Origin of the sequence: Sulfitobacter sp. F26169L (assembly GCF_026410285.1) — a bacterium.
Classification (GTDB): Bacteria; Pseudomonadota; Alphaproteobacteria; order Rhodobacterales; family Rhodobacteraceae; genus Sulfitobacter.
The window spans coordinates 474685-492263 of record NZ_JAPMLP010000002.1 but is presented as its reverse complement, the minus strand read 5'-3'; the positions used below and the strand labels follow the sequence as shown (position 1 = coordinate 492263).

18 protein-coding genes are annotated in these 17579 nt (G+C 55.5%); 8 read left to right on the top strand and 10 right to left on the bottom strand.

What is annotated here, in order from left to right; translation table 11 throughout:
* Window positions 1–156: 156 nt before the first annotated feature.
* The 4 genes from OS189_RS06575 to OS189_RS06560 form a co-directional block, all read right to left on the bottom strand.
* Entirely contained in the window at window positions 157–1317 is a 1161-nt protein-coding gene (locus OS189_RS06575) for an acyl-CoA dehydrogenase family protein (protein WP_267166491.1), read from the bottom strand.
* The gene (locus OS189_RS06570; protein ID WP_267166490.1) at window positions 1317–2279 is read right to left on the bottom strand and encodes a sterol desaturase family protein; all 963 of its coding nucleotides are present in this window, start codon (window positions 2277–2279) and stop codon (window positions 1317–1319) included. The genes OS189_RS06575 and OS189_RS06570 overlap by 1 nt, the downstream gene beginning before the upstream one ends.
* Window positions 2276–3031 carry a class II aldolase and adducin N-terminal domain-containing protein gene (locus tag OS189_RS06565; protein WP_267166489.1) on the bottom strand — a complete coding sequence of 252 codons (756 nt, stop codon included), beginning with the start codon at window positions 3029–3031 and terminating at the stop codon, window positions 2276–2278. Before OS189_RS06565 ends, OS189_RS06570 begins: the two co-directional genes overlap by 4 nt.
* 67 nt (window positions 3032–3098) lie before the next feature.
* Complete coding sequence (locus tag OS189_RS06560) at window positions 3099–3530, bottom strand: VOC family protein (protein WP_267166488.1); 432 nt, start codon at window positions 3528–3530, stop codon at window positions 3099–3101.
* A 51-nt stretch (window positions 3531–3581) separates the two neighbouring features.
* On the opposite strand from OS189_RS06560, the gene ade reads away from it, so the two are divergent.
* The 6 genes from ade to OS189_RS06530 all read left to right on the top strand — a co-directional run bounded on the left by ade (window position 3582) and on the right by OS189_RS06530 (window position 10265).
* Window positions 3582–5378, top strand: a complete 1797-nt coding sequence (ade, locus tag OS189_RS06555) for an adenine deaminase (RefSeq protein ID WP_267166487.1) — start codon at window positions 3582–3584, stop codon at window positions 5376–5378.
* Entirely contained in the window at window positions 5375–6181 is an 807-nt protein-coding gene (locus OS189_RS06550; RefSeq protein ID WP_267166486.1) for a hypothetical protein, read from the top strand. The genes ade and OS189_RS06550 overlap by 4 nt, the downstream gene beginning before the upstream one ends.
* An 11-nt stretch (window positions 6182–6192) precedes the next feature.
* Entirely contained in the window at window positions 6193–7662 is a 1470-nt protein-coding gene (locus OS189_RS06545) for an AMP nucleosidase (protein ID WP_267166485.1), read from the top strand.
* Between the two features lie 135 nt (window positions 7663–7797).
* Window positions 7798–8088, top strand: coding sequence for an HU family DNA-binding protein (locus OS189_RS06540; protein ID WP_267166484.1), 291 nt, complete (start codon window positions 7798–7800; stop codon window positions 8086–8088).
* A 142-nt stretch (window positions 8089–8230) separates the two neighbouring features.
* On the top strand, window positions 8231–9325 hold the full coding sequence (locus OS189_RS06535; RefSeq protein WP_267166483.1) for a histidine kinase dimerization/phosphoacceptor domain -containing protein: 1095 nt from the start codon (window positions 8231–8233) through the stop codon (window positions 9323–9325).
* Window positions 9326–9395: 70 nt separating this feature from the next.
* Window positions 9396–10265 carry a DMT family transporter gene (locus OS189_RS06530; protein WP_267166482.1) on the top strand — a complete coding sequence of 290 codons (870 nt, stop codon included), beginning with the start codon at window positions 9396–9398 and terminating at the stop codon, window positions 10263–10265.
* Between the two features lie 24 nt (window positions 10266–10289).
* Here OS189_RS06530 and OS189_RS06525 read toward each other — a convergent pair whose 3' ends face one another.
* Window positions 10290–10808: a glutathione peroxidase gene (locus tag OS189_RS06525; protein WP_267166481.1), complete on the bottom strand. Its 519-nt coding sequence runs from the start codon at window positions 10806–10808 to the stop codon at window positions 10290–10292.
* A gap of 138 nt (window positions 10809–10946) precedes the next feature.
* Here OS189_RS06525 and msrB point away from each other — a divergent pair, with 138 nt between their 5' ends.
* Together msrB and msrA are read left to right on the top strand one after the other, a co-directional pair.
* Complete coding sequence (gene msrB, locus OS189_RS06520) at window positions 10947–11396, top strand: peptide-methionine (R)-S-oxide reductase MsrB (protein ID WP_267166480.1); 450 nt, start codon at window positions 10947–10949, stop codon at window positions 11394–11396.
* The gene (gene msrA / locus OS189_RS06515; protein WP_267166479.1) at window positions 11393–11902 is read left to right on the top strand and encodes a peptide-methionine (S)-S-oxide reductase MsrA; all 510 of its coding nucleotides are present in this window, start codon (window positions 11393–11395) and stop codon (window positions 11900–11902) included. Before msrB ends, msrA begins: the two co-directional genes overlap by 4 nt.
* A 36-nt stretch (window positions 11903–11938) precedes the next feature.
* Here the strand turns inward: msrA and OS189_RS06510 are convergent, their stop codons facing one another.
* The 5 genes from OS189_RS06510 to OS189_RS06490 form a co-directional block, all read right to left on the bottom strand.
* The gene (locus tag OS189_RS06510) at window positions 11939–13966 is read right to left on the bottom strand and encodes a hydantoinase/oxoprolinase N-terminal domain-containing protein (protein WP_267166478.1); all 2028 of its coding nucleotides are present in this window, start codon (window positions 13964–13966) and stop codon (window positions 11939–11941) included.
* Window positions 13967–14032: 66 nt separating this feature from the next.
* On the bottom strand, window positions 14033–15055 hold the full coding sequence (gene queG, locus OS189_RS06505; RefSeq protein ID WP_267166477.1) for a tRNA epoxyqueuosine(34) reductase QueG: 1023 nt from the start codon (window positions 15053–15055) through the stop codon (window positions 14033–14035).
* A 69-nt stretch (window positions 15056–15124) separates the two neighbouring features.
* A complete protein-coding gene (gene fzlA / locus OS189_RS06500; protein ID WP_267166476.1) occupies window positions 15125–15790 on the bottom strand; it encodes an FtsZ-binding protein FzlA in 666 nt (221 codons plus the stop codon).
* A 53-nt stretch (window positions 15791–15843) separates the two neighbouring features.
* Window positions 15844–16599, bottom strand: a complete 756-nt coding sequence (gene mtgA / locus OS189_RS06495) for a monofunctional biosynthetic peptidoglycan transglycosylase (RefSeq protein ID WP_267166475.1) — start codon at window positions 16597–16599, stop codon at window positions 15844–15846.
* A gap of 187 nt (window positions 16600–16786) precedes the next feature.
* Window positions 16787–17458 (bottom strand): Hint domain-containing protein, encoded by a 672-nt coding sequence (locus OS189_RS06490; RefSeq protein ID WP_267166474.1) that lies wholly within the window; start codon window positions 17456–17458, stop codon window positions 16787–16789.
* Window positions 17459–17579 lie beyond the last annotated feature (121 nt).

The window sequence follows — 17579 nt, the reverse complement described above, 5'->3', positions numbered from 1 at the left end:
GTGCCAGAAGAAGTAGCACTGCTATTTTTTCGAGGGGGGCTCCTCTGTGGGCTCCCCTACTTCTTTTGGCTAAAAATATCCCTGGGGGAATCGGCCAAAGGCCGATGGGGGACTGGTACCCCATCATCTTGCAATATTCGCGCAGACATGGATTTATCATGCGCCCAGTGCTCTCAACATTTCGCGGCTGATAATGTGTCGCTGAATCTCGGAGGTTCCATCCCATATCCGCTCGACGCGTGCATCCCTCCAGAATCGTTCTAGGGGATAGTCATCCATTAAACCCATACCGCCATGAACCTGAATTGCTGCATCGGTCACCCTTGCGAGCATCTCGCTTGCATAGAGTTTTGCACTCGCAATCTCGCGGTTTGCGGGGATCTTTTTATCCAGTCTGTCCGCAGCGGCGAGCGTTAAGAGATCGGCGGCGTCAATCTCTGTAATCATATCCGCCAATTGGAATGAAACGCCTTGAAACTTGCCGATTTTCTGGCCAAATTGCTCACGCTCGGCAGCATAGGTTAGTGCGTAATCAAACACCCGTCTTGCGCGGCCCACGCTCATCGTAGCGACAGTAATACGCGTGGCGTAGAGCCATGTGTTCATCACCTCGAATCCACTATCAACTTCACCCAAAACTTGCGCGTCAGGCAGGCGGCAATCGTCAAATTCGAGTATCATGTTTTTATAACCACGGTGGCTTACCGACTTATAACCGTCACGGATTGTGAACCCTTGAGTGCCACGATCCACAAGAAAGGCTGTGATACGTTTCTTGGGGCCTTTTGGTGTCTGGTCTTCACCTGTTGCGATAAACACAATGATAAAGTCAGCGTGATCCGCGCCCGAGATGAAGTGCTTGGTGCCGTTTACGACCCAGTCGCCTCCGTCCCGAACAGCATTGCATTTCATGCCCCGCACGTCCGAGCCTGCTCCCGGTTCGGTCATGGCAAGCGCATCCATCCGCTCACCACGCACTGCCGGCATTAGATAGCGTTCGATCTGCTCCCCCTCACAGGCCATCAGAATATTTTGTGGCCGCCCAAAAAAATGGTTCAGCGCCATTGAGCCGCGTCCTAATTCACGTTCAACCAGCGCAAATTCGACATGGTTCAGCCCCGCGCAGCCAACACTTTCAGGGAAGTTGCAGGCATAAAAACCCAGATCGATTGTCTTTTTTTTGATCTCCTGGGCGATCTCCTGGGGCACCTCCCCAGTGCGCTCTACCAACTCTTCGTGAGGGTAAATCTCCTTCTCCACAAACGAACGGACCGTATCCGCAATCATCTGGTGTTCTTCGGTCAGTCCGTAAATCATCATCTTTTCCTGCTTTTAAAGCGTTCGCGCATCATCGTTTTACCCGCCTCGGTTCCGTCATGGAATGAGCCGAACAACTTGTCCCATGGTACATCCAGATTGCCGTAGTTCACCTCGAAATAGCGGTGATGTAACTGGTGGTGGAACATCCCCAGATGCACGCGTTTTTTGTTGCGAAACCACAGACCTTCAAAACCGGTGTGGGAAGTGACTGCCAGCAACGCGTAGAACATCAGATGGAAAATGACGTGAACGGGGCTGCTGGGCAGGACCAGATGGATAAGCACCGTTCCGAAATACATCACATGCTCAACCGGATGCATTGACAGGCCGGACCAAGGGCCAACGTCGGTGTTGCGGTGATGCAGCGCGTGAAACCGGTACAGCGCATTTGTGTGCAGCAATCGGTGTATCCAGTAAAAATAAAAGCTCTCCCAGACGGGAATGAGAAAGAAGAAGGCAACGAACCAAATCGGTGTTTGCGCAAATGTTGTTTGCGGCAGCACGCCTGTGGCCAAACCCCACCACGCGAATGTTTCAAACAGGCTCCAGACCGTGACGCCGGATGCGATTGTCCAGAACATGTTATCTTTCAATTGGTCCGAGAAAGAAAACATCCGCCCTTTGCGCGGAAACGGACGTGGGTCGTATTTGTAATCTGTCCCCTGCACCGCATAGGCGTGGAACCAAAGGTGTAACCCCCCTGCAAGCAGCGTGATGATCACCGCATTGCGCAACCAGATGCCCAACACCCACAAACCGGGCGTTGTCGCTGTCTCTAACGTTGGGCTGAACAGCGCCCAGCTTAGAAAAGCCAGCGCCAGAATGCCCAGATTGATTGTCAGCGGAAACCAACCGTCGGCGTACCATTTGAGCACCTTCAATGGGCGCGGGGGCCATTGCCACAGGGGTGATACGGGGATGGCGCCCTTGGGCGCATGATTCCACTCGGTACGGCTCATTGTGCGTAATCCGATTGTTCGCTGTCCAAAATCGCCTTCAGCTCCGCCAGATGGCGCGCGTCCTGCTCTGGATATTCTTCCAGTTCTCGGGCAGTCTTTTCTGCGATTTCGTTACTGATGCGCCGCAGTGGCATACCCGTTTGCAATGCGCGGATATACGTCTCTGCCGCGCGCTCGAAATAATACAGGCGGTTGAATGTCTCGGCCACGGTATCGCCAATCACCATCACGCCATGACTGCCCATGACCATCACTTTTTGCTTCGGGTCAGTCAGCAGCTTTGCGCAGCGCGCGCCCTCATCCTCAAACGCCAGCCCGCCGTATTCTTCATCAATCACGACACGATTGAAAAAGGTGCAACAATTCTGGTCAATCGGCGGCAGACGGCTGTCTTGCAAACATGCCAACACAGTCGCAAAGATTGAATGAACGTGCATCACGCAGCGCGCGTGGCCGCAGGCACGGTGCACGCCGCCGTGCAAACCCCACGCTGTTGGATCAGGTGCATTCGGGCCTTCAAGCGTTTCTGGATCATTCGCGTCAATCAACAGTAAATCACTCGCTTTGATACGGCTGAAATGCATCTGGTTCGGGTTCATCAAAAACTGTGTGCCATCGTCATTCACCGCGAGAGAGAAATGATTGGCAACGCTTTCATGCATGTCCAACCGCGCGGTCCAGCGAAACGCCGCCGCCAGATCGACACGTTCCTGCCAGTGGGCCATGTTCGGCTTGCGCTCGGCGATATTCATCACGTTCTCCCTTTCTCAGTCTTTACAGAACCTGTGCGCACCCGGCCCGTCCGTTCCGTCTGCGACATTATTTGATCTGATTTAACGGCTTGCTAGGCACCCAAGCATACCCGTTGTCGCAAAGGATATAGGCTTCGCGCAGGCCATGCGGCTTGTCAGCGGGTGCTTGCAAAATCGTCGCGCCCGCGTCTTCGGCACGTTTACACGCGGTATCGGGATCAGTGTCATAGAGCCTCAGCTCAATGCCACCCCCACGGGGCGGGGTTTCCGGCACAAGCCCCAGTAACGGATTTGCGTGGTACGTCCCGTCACTGTGCACCTGAAAAACATTGTTACCATACACCATAATCGCGAAATCCGCAGTTGGTTGATGGGACTTCATGTCAAAAACAGTCTCTAGAAAGGCCACTTGGGCGCTTACATCTTTCACCAGCAAATTCACGCCCATGCCGCACAAAGATTGGCCAAACACGGCAGCACCAACACTGTCATAATCCATTGCGTCGTTTCCCCCGCTTGTACCTGAACCAACCCTGTGAAATATTGGGACATGACACAAGCAACTTTCCCCTCATGGCCCGATGTGGCCGCCGATCTGGTTAATGTCGCCGCTGGCCGCGCGCCTGCTGATATGATCATCAAGGGCGGCATCTGGGTAAACGTCCACACCCGCGAAGCATTACCTGATCACGACATCGCAATCGTAAAAGGGCGCATCGCCTTTGTCGGGCTCTGTGCGGATCACTGCAAAGGGCCACAGACCGAAATCATCGAGGCACGGGGGCGCTATATGATCCCCGGCCTGTGCGACGGGCATATGCACATCGAAAGCGGCATGCTTACCCCCGCTGAATTTGCACGTGCCGTGATCCCCCACGGCACCACAAGCATGTTCACAGATCCGCATGAGATCGCCAATGTACTGGGGCTGAGCGGCGTGCGCATGATGCATGACGAAGCGCTGATGCAGCCTGTGAATATCTTTACCCAGATGCCATCCTGCGCGCCCAGCGCGCCGGGTATGGAAACAACAGGCTACGAGATCACCGCCGATGATGTGGCCGAGGCAATGCAATGGCCGGGCATCATCGGACTGGGTGAAATGATGAACTTTCCCGGTGTCAGCAACGCCGATCCGCAAATGCTGGCCGAAATTGCCGCCACCCAACGTGCAGACAAGACTGTGGGGGGGCACTATGCCTCTCCCGATCTCGGGCCTGCCTTCGCAGCTTATGTCGCAGGCGGCCCCGCTGATGATCACGAAGGCACCTGTGAGGCGGACGCGATCGCGCGCATGCGGCAGGGAATGCGGGCGATGATCCGGCTAGGCTCTGCGTGGTATGACGTAGAAAGCCAGATCACCGCAATAACCGAGCGCGGCCTTGATCCACGCAACATGATCCTGTGTACCGATGATTGTCATTCTGCCACGCTGGTCAATGATGGGCACATGAACCGCGTTGTGCGCCATGCCATCGACTGTGGCTGTGATCCGCTGGTAGCGCTGCAAATGGCGACAATAAATACCGCTACCCACTTCGGGCTGGAACGCGAGATAGGGTCGCTTACGCCCGGTCGGCGGGCCGATGTAATCCTGTCATCAGACTTGCGCACATTGCCGGTTGAAACAGTCATCGCGCGCGGAGAAATCGTGGCGCAGGACGGAGTATGCCTTGTGGACTGCCCGCATTTCAACTGGCCCGAACATGCGCGCCAGACGGTCAATATGGCCGCTGATCTGTCACTCGATGATTTCACCATCACCGCCCCCGCCGGAGCAAATTCAGTCACTGCCAACGTAATTGGCGTGGTCGAAAACCAGGCACCTACCAAGGCGCTTCAGTTTGAACTGCCCGTCACCGAAGGCCGCGTGACAGCGCACGGTGATGTTTGCCAGATTGCGTTGGTGGAACGGCACCGCGCCACCGGTGGCGTGGTCAATGCGCTGGTGTCGGGGTTTGGTTATACTGGGGAAATGGCAATGGCCTCAACCGTGGCGCATGACAGCCACCATATGATTGTTGTGGGAACCGATACCGGCAACATGGCGCTGGCAGCAAATCATCTGCGCGCGCTGGGCGGCGGCATTACTGTCTTCAAAAACGGTATGGAACTGGCCACAATCGACCTGCCGATCGCCGGCCTGATGTCGGATAGCCCGGCCGCCGAGGTAGCAGCGAAAACCGATGCCGTGATGGAAGCCATGCGCGATTGCGGTTGCACCCTCAACAATGCGTATATGCAACACTCCCTGCTGGCGCTTGTCGTGATCCCCGAATTGCGGATATCCGATCTGGGCCTTGTCGATGTGCGCACTTTTGAATTTGTGGACGTAATTGTCACATGAAAACCTTTGCCCGAAACCTCGCCGAACTCATGCCTGACTGGGTGAAACTTTCCCCTGAGATTATCGAAACTTTCGACTGGATCGAGGATCAAGGCTGGTACAAGGTGCGCCGCAATGGCGCGCCCGAGGATAAGGTACTGTTGATCTATCCGCCAGAGCTTCAAAACCACCCCCTTGCCAGCCATGTCGCGTTTGCGGGAACAACCCTGCCCTACACCAGCCATTGGTCGACACCTGACCCCGCTATCGACAGGCGCATATTCGAGTTTGGCGAAACCTCGGGCGATGGTGGTCGTGTGGCGATCTGGCTGGACGAGGCGGGCAAACAGCAGTTTGTCCACATCGGGCATGACAGTCTGGGCATCATCGCCGACGATCCCCTGATCCTGATGCAATTCCTTGCTATGGGTTACCCCGAACCGGGGGCACTGGATCAAACAGACATCTCCCCGATGCAAGCCTATCTCGAATATCATGGCGTCCCAAGCCTCGCAGATTTCGGGAAAGAGGATCAGCCGGTGCTACCCTTAGACCTGCAAGGATATCTTAAGGACAGGTTCGATATTGATATGCCAGAAACTGCCGCCGACATCGGTATCAGAAGGTTTGCCGGATATCATGATCCCGATACGACAGATCCGTTTGCCCGCTGGATCGCAACGGTAACACCGGAACCCGACGAAAAAGATCTGGCTTATGAACTTGAACTTATGCGCAGGATCGAGTCGCTTGACCTAAAGGATGACGACACCTCACAAGCGATCATGGATAAAATCGGCACCCTGTTCAATTCCAAGGATTGAGAAACACCAAGATGAAGCAGTATCAGACCCTCACGCCCGTTGCGTTGCAAGCCGAAGCCTTTACAGATGCAACCGCTGCCGTTGACCGGCTGACCGCGCTTTATGATCAGGCAGTCAGTTTTTTGCGGACCGAATTCACCAATGCGATGTCCAGCACACCACCAGACACCCGTATCCGCGCATTCTATCCCGAAGTACGTTTTACGACATCCTCCTTTGCGCAGGTCGATACACGGCTCAGCTTCGGGCATGTCTCTACTCCCGGCACGTATGCCAGCACAATCACGCGGCCCGATTTATTCAGAAATTACCTGATCCAGCAAATCGGCCTGATTATTGAAAACCACGGCCAGCCTGTCATCGTTGGGGCATCGGATACGCCGATCCCGCTGCATTTTGCGATGACCAACGAAGACGGCATCACGGTTCCCCAAGAAGGCGCGGCGGAATTCACCCTACGCGATGTGTTCGATGTACCTGACCTGTCCACAACCAATGATGATATCGTTAACGGCACCTATGTGCCGCTTGACGGCGTCGGCCCTTTGGCACCTTTCACCGCACAGCGCGTAGATTATTCTCTTGCGCGGTTGTCGCATTATACCGCTACAGATCCCGATCACTTCCAGTGCCACGTTTTGTTTACGAACTATCAGTTCTACGTAGCCGAATTCGAAGATTTCGCCCGTGCCATGTTGCGCGATCCCGCCAGCGGCTATACTTCGTTCGTTTCCACTGGGGATCAGGAAATCACCGATGGCGATGCCCCGATAGAAGTGTCGGCAAAGCTGCCGCAAATGCCAACGTATCACCTCAAACGCAAGGACGGCTCCGGTATTACGCTGGTGAACATCGGGGTCGGCCCGTCCAACGCCAAAACCGCAACCGATCACATCGCGGTCCTGCGGCCGCACGCGTGGTTGATGGTTGGCCATTGCGCCGGATTGCGCAACAGTCAAAAGCTTGGCGATTTTGTGCTCGCCCACGCTTATCTGCGCGAAGATCACGTTCTGGATGATGATCTGCCCGTCTGGGTGCCGATCCCGCCGCTGGCTGAAATCCAGATTGCGCTGGAACAAGCACTGGCGCAGGTCACCCAACTGGAGGGATACGAGTTGAAGCGCATTATGCGTACCGGGACGGTTGCCACCATCGACAACCGCAACTGGGAACTGCGCGACCAATCCGGCCCTGTGCAGCGTCTAAGCCAGTCGCGCGCCATTGCGCTGGATATGGAGAGCGCAACAATCGCCGCCAACGGATACCGTTTCCGCGTCCCCTACGGCACACTGCTATGTGTTTCCGACAAACCCTTGCACGGTGAATTGAAGCTGCCCGGAATGGCGTCGGATTTCTATAAAACACAGGTTTCACGCCATCTGATGATCGGAATCCGTGCGATGGAACTGCTGCGCAACATGCCGCTTGAACGGATTCACAGCCGTAAATTGCGCTCGTTTGACGAAACTGCCTTTCTGTAGGGCGTCAAAAAGGCAGAAAATCGCAGAAAACCTTATATTTCGTCGGAATTATCTTCACTCTTCGTTGTATTTGCTCACAACATACCGTTACATTCCGCAAATGAGGCCCAACATTCGGGCAGTCGAGGAGATAAAATGACAACTAAACCAATGACAAAAACACAGCTCGTCGCCGCATTGGCCGAGGAAATGGGCACCGATAAAAAAGCAGCATCCAGCGCGCTCGATGCGGTTTGCGCGCTGATCACAAAGGAAGTCGCAGGCGGCGGCGCCGTAACACTTCCCGGTGTTGGCAAAATCTATTGCCGTGAACGCCCTGAACGGATGGTTCGCAACCCTGCGACCGGTGAGCAGTTCAAGAAAGAAGCAGACAAGGTTGTGAAAATGACCATCGCCAAAGCGCTGAAAGACAGCGTGAACGGCTAAGCCCTCTTTCTTCCGGAGAGTTTCAATTTGGGTCGCCTCAGTGCGACCCATTTTTTTGAACAGTAGGTCGAAAATATTAAATATTGTTTTTGGGCTGTATCGGGCTATTTTCTGAAAATAATTTTAGTACACAGGATGACCTATGCGCGCTGAAAAGCACCCCCAACAATCGGACCGCTTGCGCAGTCTAGAGCGGTACGGCATTCTGGATACACCACGTGAAAGCGACTATGACCAGATCGTCGAGCTGGCCTCGCAAATATGCGAAACCCCTATTTCAGTGATCAACATCATTGATGAATCGCGTCAGTGGTTCAAAGCCGAAGTAGGGCTGGGCGTGCGTGAAACTCCGGTGGAAACCTCCATATGTTCCCATGTCATCCTTCAGGACGACTTTGTAGAAATTCCCGATACTCTGGCCGATCCGCGCATGGCGGATAACCCGCTGTGTCTTGATGATCCGGGGTTGCGATTTTATGCTGGTGCGCGCCTGATCGGGTCGGATGGGCTGCCGTTGGGTACACTTTGTGTACTCGACAACCATCCGCGCTCCCTGACCGATCTGCAACGCAAAGCTCTGCGTGTTCTGGCAAAGCAGGTGATGAAGCAGTTCGAACTTCAGCGCGCATTGAGAAACGAAGAAATTCTGCGTGCCGAAATGGACCACCGGATCAAGAACTCCCTGCAGGCCACGTCCTCCATGATCCGGCTGTATTTGCGCAACGTAGAAGACGAAACCGCCCGCGATGCCTTGTCAGCGGTCCAGCGCAGAATTGATGGCATGTCCGCCCTGCATGAACAGTTGCAGAATTCCAGTGCCTCGGGGCGGGTAGAAATGAATGCCTACATTGATCAATTGATGGAGAGCCTGCGCGTAACAACACCGCATGGAATTGTGCTTAACCATACGGTCGATCCCGTCTCTCTTCCCTTTAGCTTCGCATCCGATATCGGTATAATCCTATCAGAATTTGTCGCCAACTCGATCAAGCACGGCTTTAAGGATCGCGATACCGGCAAAATAAATATCCAGCTGACCTCAGCAGATGACAACAGCCTTCAACTGGTCGCTTCTGACAATGGTGCAGGCTCGACAGCACCACCACCAGAACCAAGCAAGATCGGCGGAATTGGCAGCAGCCTTGTCGCCGCCGCTGCCTCCAAGCTTGGTGGCACACTGTCCAATGACCTAACGCCAGACGGCGCGCGCTTGAATCTGTTGTTCGATACGCATTAGGCACCGGTTGCTCTTTACAGTGAACTGCCCGATTGTCCGCACGACACATCAGGCACAAGGCAACACCATTATGGATTTACGCGCTATCGGACTGGGCCTTGCCTTTGCCCTTATGTGGTCTTCTGCGTTCACGTCCGCGCGGATCATCGTTGCGGATGCATCGCCATTGTTTGCCCTTTCATTGCGCTATCTTTTGTCCGGTCTGATCGGTGTCGGGCTGGCTCTGGCCTTTGGCCAAAGCTGGCGATTGACCGCACCCCAATGGCGCGCGACGATAATCTTCGGCGTATTGCAGAACGCGATCTACCTCGGCTTTTTCTTTGTGGCGATGCAGACCGTCGAAGCATCACTTGCCGCAATTATCGCTTCGACGATGCCGCTGATGGTCGCACTGGCCGCATGGCTGTTTTTGGGTGACAAGCTGGGACCGCTCGGCATTATCGGTCTGGTGACCGGCATCACAGGTGTCGCCCTGATCATGGGCACACGCATTTCAGGCGGTGTTGACCTGACCGGTGTCGCGATCTGTTTCGTTGGTGTCCTGGCACTGACCATTGCCACGCTCACAGTGCGCGGTGCCTCATCGGGCGGTAATCTTTTGATGGTTGTCGGCTTACAGATGCTGGTTGGTTGTGTTGCACTAACCATCGCAACACTTTTGTTCGAAACGCCCCGCGTGACACCCAGCTGGCCATTGGCACTGGCGTTTATCTATACCTGTCTTGTCCCCGGTCTGCTGGCAACATGGATATGGTTTTTGCTCGTGGGTCGAATCGGTGCCACCCGCGCAGCAACTTTCCACTTTCTCAATCCGTTCTTCGGTGTGGCCATCGCTGCTGTTCTACTGGGGGAAACATTAGGGTCGCGTGATATTATCGGCGTTGCAATCATTGCTGCGGGAATTCTTGCAGTACAAATTTCGCGCCAGCGCACGGTCTAGTATGTCGGGCCCGAACAAGAGAATCTAATTCAGAATCTTTTCGATCTCGCGGGGTATCACCCCTTTTTCAGGTGGCGCAGCCGCGCCCCATGTCGCGACAACCTTTCCGTCCGGTCCAATAAGCACTTTGTTGAAATTCCAGCGCGGCGAAAATCCAGTTTCGGCTTTTACATCCTTGTAAAACGGATGCGCAGCCTTCCCGCGAACGGGGGTCAGGTCAGTCATCGGCAGCGTTAGATTGAAATTCACCTCACAAAACTCTTTCACTTCGGCGGCACTGTCCAGTTCCTGATTGAAGTCATCCGACGGTACAGCAAGCACAACCAGACCCTGATCACGATAGCGATCATAAAGCGCCTGCAAGCCCTTATATTGACGTGTGAACGCGCATTGCGACGCTGTGTTCACAACCAGCACCGGATGGCCGGCGAAATCCGAAATCGTGATTTCTCCACCGTCTATGGATGCAAACACCGCATCCTGCGGCGCAGCTACGGCAACACCAGAAAGCAGTGAAAAGATTATCCCGAAAAACAGTCGCATAAAAAGTCCTCCTGTTTGTCTTACGCACGAACATTGCAGCGGGATCACAAACAGTTTTGCCAATCCCCGCCCGCCTGCCCTTTGATTTTTGCGCAAAAACACCATCTAGTGAAACAAGACCAGCGCAAGGAGCCCCCAATGGCCGAGTACACCAAGAATCCCGATGTCATCGCAACCCTATCGCCCGAAGAATTTCATGTCACCCAAGAGAACGGAACAGAACGTCCCGGAACAGGTAAACTGCTCGCCAATAAAGAGCCCGGAATTTACGTTGATATCGTATCGGGAGAACCGCTTTTCGCGTCTTCGGACAAATACGAAAGCGGCTGCGGCTGGCCCAGCTTTACCAAGGCCATCGAACCGGCCCATGTAAAGGAACTCACCGATGCCTCTCTCGGAATGGTACGCACCGAAGTGCGCAGCACCCACGGCGACAGCCATCTTGGCCACGTGTTCCCTGACGGACCACCTGATCGTGGCGGTTTGCGCTATTGCATCAATTCGGCGTCATTGCGATTTATTCACCGCGACGACATGGAGGCCGAAGGATACGGGCAGTATATTGATCAAGTGGAGGACGTCGCATGAGCAATCAACGCGCAGTTTTGGCAGGCGGATGTTTCTGGGGAATGCAGGACCTGATCCGCAAACGCAAAGGGGTCGTTTCAACCCGCGTAGGATATTCCGGCGGTGACGTGCCAAATGCCACCTATCGTAATCACGGCACCCACGCCGAGGCGATTGAAGTGATCTTTGATCCATCCATCCTCAGCTACCGCGAATTGCTGGAACTTTTTTTCCAGATTCACGATCCGACAACCGTTAACCGTCAAGGCAACGATATGGGGATGAGCTATCGCTCCGCGATTTATTATGAGGACGAAGACCAGAAAGCCGTTGCACTGGATACCATCGCAGATATCGAAGCCTCCGGCATCTGGCCCGGCAAGGTTGTTACCGAGGTAGAGCCGGTATCGGATTTCTGGGAAGCCGAACCGGAGCACCAGAATTATCTCGAGCGCATCCCCAACGGCTACACCTGCCACTTCCCCCGCCCCGACTGGGTGCTGCCAAAACGTGACGCAGCAGAATAGAACGCTATCGTGACCCTGCCTGCCGCGTGGGCGGGGTCAGATCCGAACCTCCTCGACGGGTTCCTGTGCAACACGCGGGCGTCCTGACGCTTCAACGGTGATGTCGGCTTCAATGAACACTTCGCGCTGCTCGACACCTGCGGTGCGGATATCACGCGTTATGTTGATCTGGATGTCACCCGCACCCGCTGCCTCGGCAGCCGCAAACGCGCGGGATTGCAGAACATCTTCAAGCCGTGCAAGAGCCGCTTCCAGATCAGTAAAATCCTGCGGCCCTTCGGATAGATGCACGCGAAAACGCCCTTCGCTCGGGGAGGTCACCGTTCCGGCTTGCCGCATTGTGACACGTCCCACTACAGCGCCGATCGCATTGGCCACACCCGCATGCTCGGGCAGGATCATCTCACAGCCCAGTTTTTTGCCAACTGCCGGATAATAGGCTTCGGCAGAGGCCCCAAGCCCGACCACAGGTACGCTCAATCCGGTTTCGAGACGGATCAGACCGGCATGACCGCCAAGACCGCGCTGCATCAGAACATGCCGTGCCAAAACAGCCGGATCATCTCCGAAACCAGTCTCTTCTTCGGAAAATGCAGTCTCTAGCAGGACCAATGCGGTCTGATGCTCTAGCCGGGCAATCACAATCCGCGCCATATCCGCTGGCGATGGCGCAAGCCTGTCCCCCGCACCCGTGCGCCGCCGCCCGAACAGCGCAAGCGCCTTCTCTGCCGCGTCCACGTCCCAATCTGTCGCCAACCTCAACACATGGCTGGCATCTGACGGTGTTACGCCGCTCAGCTGAACCAGACCACGCTCAACCAGATGTTTCAGCGCACCTGTCTCTATTCGCGATCGCAATACCTCCCCCAGCGGATGCACCTTTCCCCCGATCCGTTCCAGCAGGGTTTCCTCACGCGGCCCGATACCCTCAGCCGTCTGGCCTGAAACGCCCCGCACGAACCTTCCGTCATGCTCTCCGGGTAGGGTGCTGCGCAATTGTGCATCAAGTGCCGCATGCACTACCTCGGGTGCTTCCGTCGCAATCAGGGAAACAGGCAACAACCGGCGCGGCCCCAAGGTAACGCCACCCTGCAACCCCTCCGACAGGAAATGCACCTCGCTGTCTCCACCCAGACCGGTTGTGCGCATCGCCACGGCCTCCACCATCGTCCGGTAAGGTCCGACGCGCGCACCCGCCGGATCAATCGCCGGCCGCCCGTCCCTCAGAAATGCAACATCCGTTGTCGTTCCGCCAATGTCGGACACCAGCGCCCGCTCCACCCCCGTGAGCCATCGCGCGCCGACAATAGACGCCGCAGGACCGCTCAGGATCGTCTCGATAGGGCGTTCACGGGCCTGCGCGCTGGAGATCAACGCGCCGTCTCCCCGCACAACCATCAGCGGCGCACGGATGCCCAGCGCAGTAAGCGTGTCTTCCGCCCGTCCGATCAGACGGTCTATCATGCCGATCAGGCGCGCATTCAGCACCGCTGTCATCGCGCGTTTTGGCCCGTTCAGCTTTGCCGAAAGCTGGTGGGAGGCAGATACCGGACGCCCCGTCATTTCAGCCACCAGCGCCATAGTTCGCAGCTCATGCGCCGGATTACGCGTGGCAAACTGCGATGCAACGGCAAATCCGCCAACCTGCGCACCATGTTTGGCAAGAAAGGCATGCAATCCGGCCTCGTCCAAAGGCGCAGCTTCACCGCCTGCGTGGTTATGCCCCCCTGCCAGGACAATATGCGGGTCCCCTTTCAGCGCATCCAGCAGGCCGTGCGCTTCCAGATCACGTTCTTTGAAACCGATATAGATGAGTGCAACACGCCCACCCTGCCCCTCGACCAACGCGTTTGTGGCCAAGGTCGTGGACAGCGATGCAAGCGCAATATCGCCAGCCGACACACCGGATTGCGCCAACACCGCCCGCACCGCACCTCCGACACCAATTGCCAGATCGTGTCGCGTCGTCAGCGCCTTGGCACTTGCAATCACGTCCGTCTCATCACGGATGATCACCGCATCAGTGTACGTGCCACCAGTATCAACGCCCAAAAGCAACGCCATGGGATGCTCCTTTACCTTATCCGGAAACCCCTACCGGACCACCACAACAAAACCAGCCCAATAGCGTCACAGATGCGCCAGTTGCGCCACAGCCCAACGCGCGGCATCCTTTACGGTATCATCAGGATCGTCACACAATCCCTGCGCCGCAGCGCGCAGCGATACATCGCTGGAATTTCCAATCGCATAAAGCACATTGCGTACAAACCTGTCCCGTCCGATCCGCTTGACCGGTGACCCTGAAAATCGCGCTCGAAACGCCGCATCATCCAGCTCTACAAGCTCCGCCAAAGTGCCCCCTGCAGTGCCATGATAGCGGATATCACTGGCTGCGACGGCAAACTTGTTCCACGGACAGACGGCCAGACAATCGTCACACCCGTAAATCCGGTTTCCCAACTTCCTGCGCAGCTCCTCGTCCACCGGTCCCTTATGTTCAATTGTCAGATAAGAAATGCATTTCCTTGCATCCAATCGGTAGGGCTCCGGAAATGCGTTGGTCGGACAGACCTCCTGGCAGGCTGTGCAGCTTCCACAGCGATCCACTTCTGCCTCATCCGGTTCCAGCTCAAGCGTGGTAAAAACAGACCCTAAAAAGGCCCAATTCCCCCATTCTCGGCTTACCACGTTCGTGTGTTTGCCCTGCCAGCCAAGTCCCGCTGCCTGCGCCAGTGCCTTTTCCGGTACCGGCGCTGTGTCTACAAAAACTTTTACCTGACACTCTTGCTGCGCAATCAGCCACCGCGCCAGACGCTTCAGCCGCTTCTTTACAACATCATGGTAATCACGCCCCTGCGCATAAGCGGAAACCGCACCCAACTCCGGCTTCTCCAGTACTGCCAGCGGATCATATTCCGGCGCATAGCTCTCGGCCAACATAATTACGGAACGCGCTTCGGGCCACAGCACCGAAGGATCGCCGCGCCAACTAACGCGTTCTTCCATCCATCCCATTTGCCCATGATGTCCAGCCGCCAGAAACGCCCCCAGACGCTCTGGCACCTCGGGCACGGCATCAGGTTTGCATATCCGACAGGCAACAAATCCCGCATCCAGCGCTTCACGTACCAATCGCTGTTTAAGGTCCATTCTTCATCTTTCCCTTAAACTCATTTCCGCCGCAGGCACTGCCCCTCACCTCCAGCGGAGAAAGTGCGATCAGAAATCGAGGTTATTGTAGTGCTTCGGCGGCGTAAATCCGGGAACCTGATCCGCAAGAATGGATCTGAACGCAGGACGTGATTTTATTTTCGCGTACCAGTCCTTGACCTCCGGACAACTGTTCCAGTCGACATCCGAGATATAATCAAGCGACGACAGATGCGCAGCAGCGGCGAAATCCGCCAGTGTCATTGTATCGCCCGCCAACCAACGGCGATGGTCCAGCAACCAGGTCATATATCCCAGATGAAACTTGATCGCCCGCGCTCCGGCCTTGACGTTCTTGCTATCCGGGTAGCCCGTTTTCATCATTTTTTTATTCACCCGTTCATACAGCAATTTACTGGTAACTTCATGGTGGAATTTATCATCAAACCAGCTTACCAGCCGCCGCACTTCCAGCTTTTGCGCCGGATCGGATGGCAACAATGACGGTTCGGGCCGCGTTTCTTCGATATATTCACAGATCGCGGCACTTTCCGACATCATGATCCCGTCAAGGCGCAACACAGGCACCTTACCCGCAGGATTGCGTCGCAAGAAATCAGGGTCTTTTTCCCAATAGCGCTCTTCGACCAGTTCCACCTCAATCTTCTTCTCCGCAAGGCTCAGACGAATCTTGCGGCAATAGGGTGAAAGCGGGACGTGGAACAGGCGAGCCATGATAAATCCGTAACTAGGGCGTTGTTCCTAAATGCCTTGTGGCGGGCAAACATTCAACTCTCGAAACAATCTGCCCGTCCGTCAGCTTTAATTGTTGCGGCGCCTGCGCGGATTTGTGCCGCCCGTTTTTTCAAATAGGGTGTTGGCCGTGATGCGCTTCGTGTTTTGGGTGAGGGCAGAACCGCCGCCAGTTGCGAGGCCTGCCGCGCAGTCAATGCTTCGGGGCCAACTTTGAAATAGTGTCGCGCAGCCGCTTCCACGCCAAACACGCCTTCGTCAAACTCTGCCACATTCAGGTATACCTCAAGGATGCGCCGCTTCGGCCATATCGCCTCAACCAGCGGTGTGATTGCTGCCTCCAGCGCTTTGCGCACCCAAGTGCGACCATGCCACAGATAAACATTTTTTACTGTTTGCTGGCTGAGCGTTGACGCGCCGCGATTTGATCCTTCGGAAATCGCCAGCTTGATCGCGCGGACATCGAAACCCCAATGCTGACAAAAATTGGCATCTTCCGCAGCTACAACCGCACGGGCCATCACGGGGGCAATTTCACGCATCGGCACCCATTCCTGATCAACTCCGTTCAGGCGGCGGGACTCGCCCAGCATGTAGGCTGTGGTCGGCGGGTTCACCACACGGCCCAACAAAACGACAGCCAGAATTACAAAACAAACCAGCGCAACGCCACGCCACGCAATCCGCCTGATCCGGCGGCGCAGCGACAAGCGCGGCTGCTCTTTTGCTAAAACTTTCGGCGCGGCTTTGGCTTTTGGTTTAGCTTTGGTTTTTGCGGTGCGTTTTGCCATTGTGCACCTATATCTGGACGTTTGCCATTTGTGAACTTTCCGCACCACATCACGCAGCACCTTTTAAAGATGTGGTCAAAATTGCACGAATTGCGGCACCGGAAACAGAAATGTGTCAACAGCCACAGACCACAGTTGTGTTGGGGTGACGCCACGATGCATTTGTAAATACTCGAATTTTATTACGTCATGCCACCATCAGGCAGGGCGCCTCTTCACCTTCAACAACCATGCGGGATGCAAATAGGCTGCTTTTGCGAAGGTTTGCGATGGAGAAACTGTTGGGCATATCACCCCGAAGCCCGGCTAATTTTGCATGATCTGTGTCAATCACACAGCTTTCCGTGGGGCACCCGTCCCCGAACACGATCTGGGGGCGGTCCAACACCAGCTGGAAGTAGTCGATAACACCACACTCGACCCTGCGGACATCACGACCGTTAACCAGATGCTTCGCTGCTACCAGAATTTCATCGCAGCCCATCAACAACTGGGCGCGCCAATCAGTGATCAAAATCCGCTGTTCCGGCGAAACTAAGATCGAAACACTGTTACCCACTGTTCCCGCTTCGAAACGGACCGGAGCGAAATCGCCACTGCCCTGCACAGATTGCCGCAACACCATGCGCACTGGCTGTGGGCCATCGTCCAGCGTCTCGATCAGATCGCTCTGCCTTATATCCTCAACCGCGCAGGTACCGTGCGGAACACCAATGCGTGAACCGCGGGTATAGCCGGTCTGCCCGAATATATCGCCGATCTGCTCCTGATCGCGGGCGACACAGTTCATAGCTTGCGCCGCAGCACAAGTCCGGCGGCAATTATCACCGCAAAACTGTTCCTGATCTATCTTGGTCATGCTGCACCTCCGGCACTGTTCATGCCCAGGATGCAAGGTAATCTGGCCAAAATTGAGCCGCTAAATGTTTCCAAAAAAGGTGATTATGTGTCAGCGAAACGCATTGTTTCGCCCGCTGACA

Bases quoted from the DNA above. Each gene is read 5' to 3' on its own strand.
- OS189_RS06575 (WP_267166491.1), bottom strand. From the start codon at position 1,317: ATGATTTACGGACTGACCGAAGAACACCAGATGATTGCGGATACGGTC.
- OS189_RS06570 (WP_267166490.1), bottom strand. From the start codon at position 2,279: ATGAGCCGTACCGAGTGGAATCATGCGCCCAAGGGCGCCATCCCCGTA.
- OS189_RS06565 (WP_267166489.1), bottom strand. From the start codon at position 3,031: ATGAATATCGCCGAGCGCAAGCCGAACATGGCCCACTGGCAGGAACGT.
- OS189_RS06560 (WP_267166488.1), bottom strand. From the start codon at position 3,530: ATGGATTATGACAGTGTTGGTGCTGCCGTGTTTGGCCAATCTTTGTGC.
- ade (WP_267166487.1), top strand. From the start codon at position 3,582: ATGACACAAGCAACTTTCCCCTCATGGCCCGATGTGGCCGCCGATCTG.
- OS189_RS06550 (WP_267166486.1), top strand. From the start codon at position 5,375: ATGAAAACCTTTGCCCGAAACCTCGCCGAACTCATGCCTGACTGGGTG.
- OS189_RS06545 (WP_267166485.1), top strand. From the start codon at position 6,193: ATGAAGCAGTATCAGACCCTCACGCCCGTTGCGTTGCAAGCCGAAGCC.
- OS189_RS06540 (WP_267166484.1), top strand. From the start codon at position 7,798: ATGACAACTAAACCAATGACAAAAACACAGCTCGTCGCCGCATTGGCC.
- OS189_RS06535 (WP_267166483.1), top strand. From the start codon at position 8,231: ATGCGCGCTGAAAAGCACCCCCAACAATCGGACCGCTTGCGCAGTCTA.
- OS189_RS06530 (WP_267166482.1), top strand. From the start codon at position 9,396: ATGGATTTACGCGCTATCGGACTGGGCCTTGCCTTTGCCCTTATGTGG.
- OS189_RS06525 (WP_267166481.1), bottom strand. From the start codon at position 10,808: ATGCGACTGTTTTTCGGGATAATCTTTTCACTGCTTTCTGGTGTTGCC.
- msrB (WP_267166480.1), top strand. From the start codon at position 10,947: ATGGCCGAGTACACCAAGAATCCCGATGTCATCGCAACCCTATCGCCC.
- msrA (WP_267166479.1), top strand. From the start codon at position 11,393: ATGAGCAATCAACGCGCAGTTTTGGCAGGCGGATGTTTCTGGGGAATG.
- OS189_RS06510 (WP_267166478.1), bottom strand. From the start codon at position 13,966: ATGGCGTTGCTTTTGGGCGTTGATACTGGTGGCACGTACACTGATGCG.
- queG (WP_267166477.1), bottom strand. From the start codon at position 15,055: ATGGACCTTAAACAGCGATTGGTACGTGAAGCGCTGGATGCGGGATTT.
- fzlA (WP_267166476.1), bottom strand. From the start codon at position 15,790: ATGGCTCGCCTGTTCCACGTCCCGCTTTCACCCTATTGCCGCAAGATT.
- mtgA (WP_267166475.1), bottom strand. From the start codon at position 16,599: ATGGCAAAACGCACCGCAAAAACCAAAGCTAAACCAAAAGCCAAAGCC.
- OS189_RS06490 (WP_267166474.1), bottom strand. From the start codon at position 17,458: ATGACCAAGATAGATCAGGAACAGTTTTGCGGTGATAATTGCCGCCGG.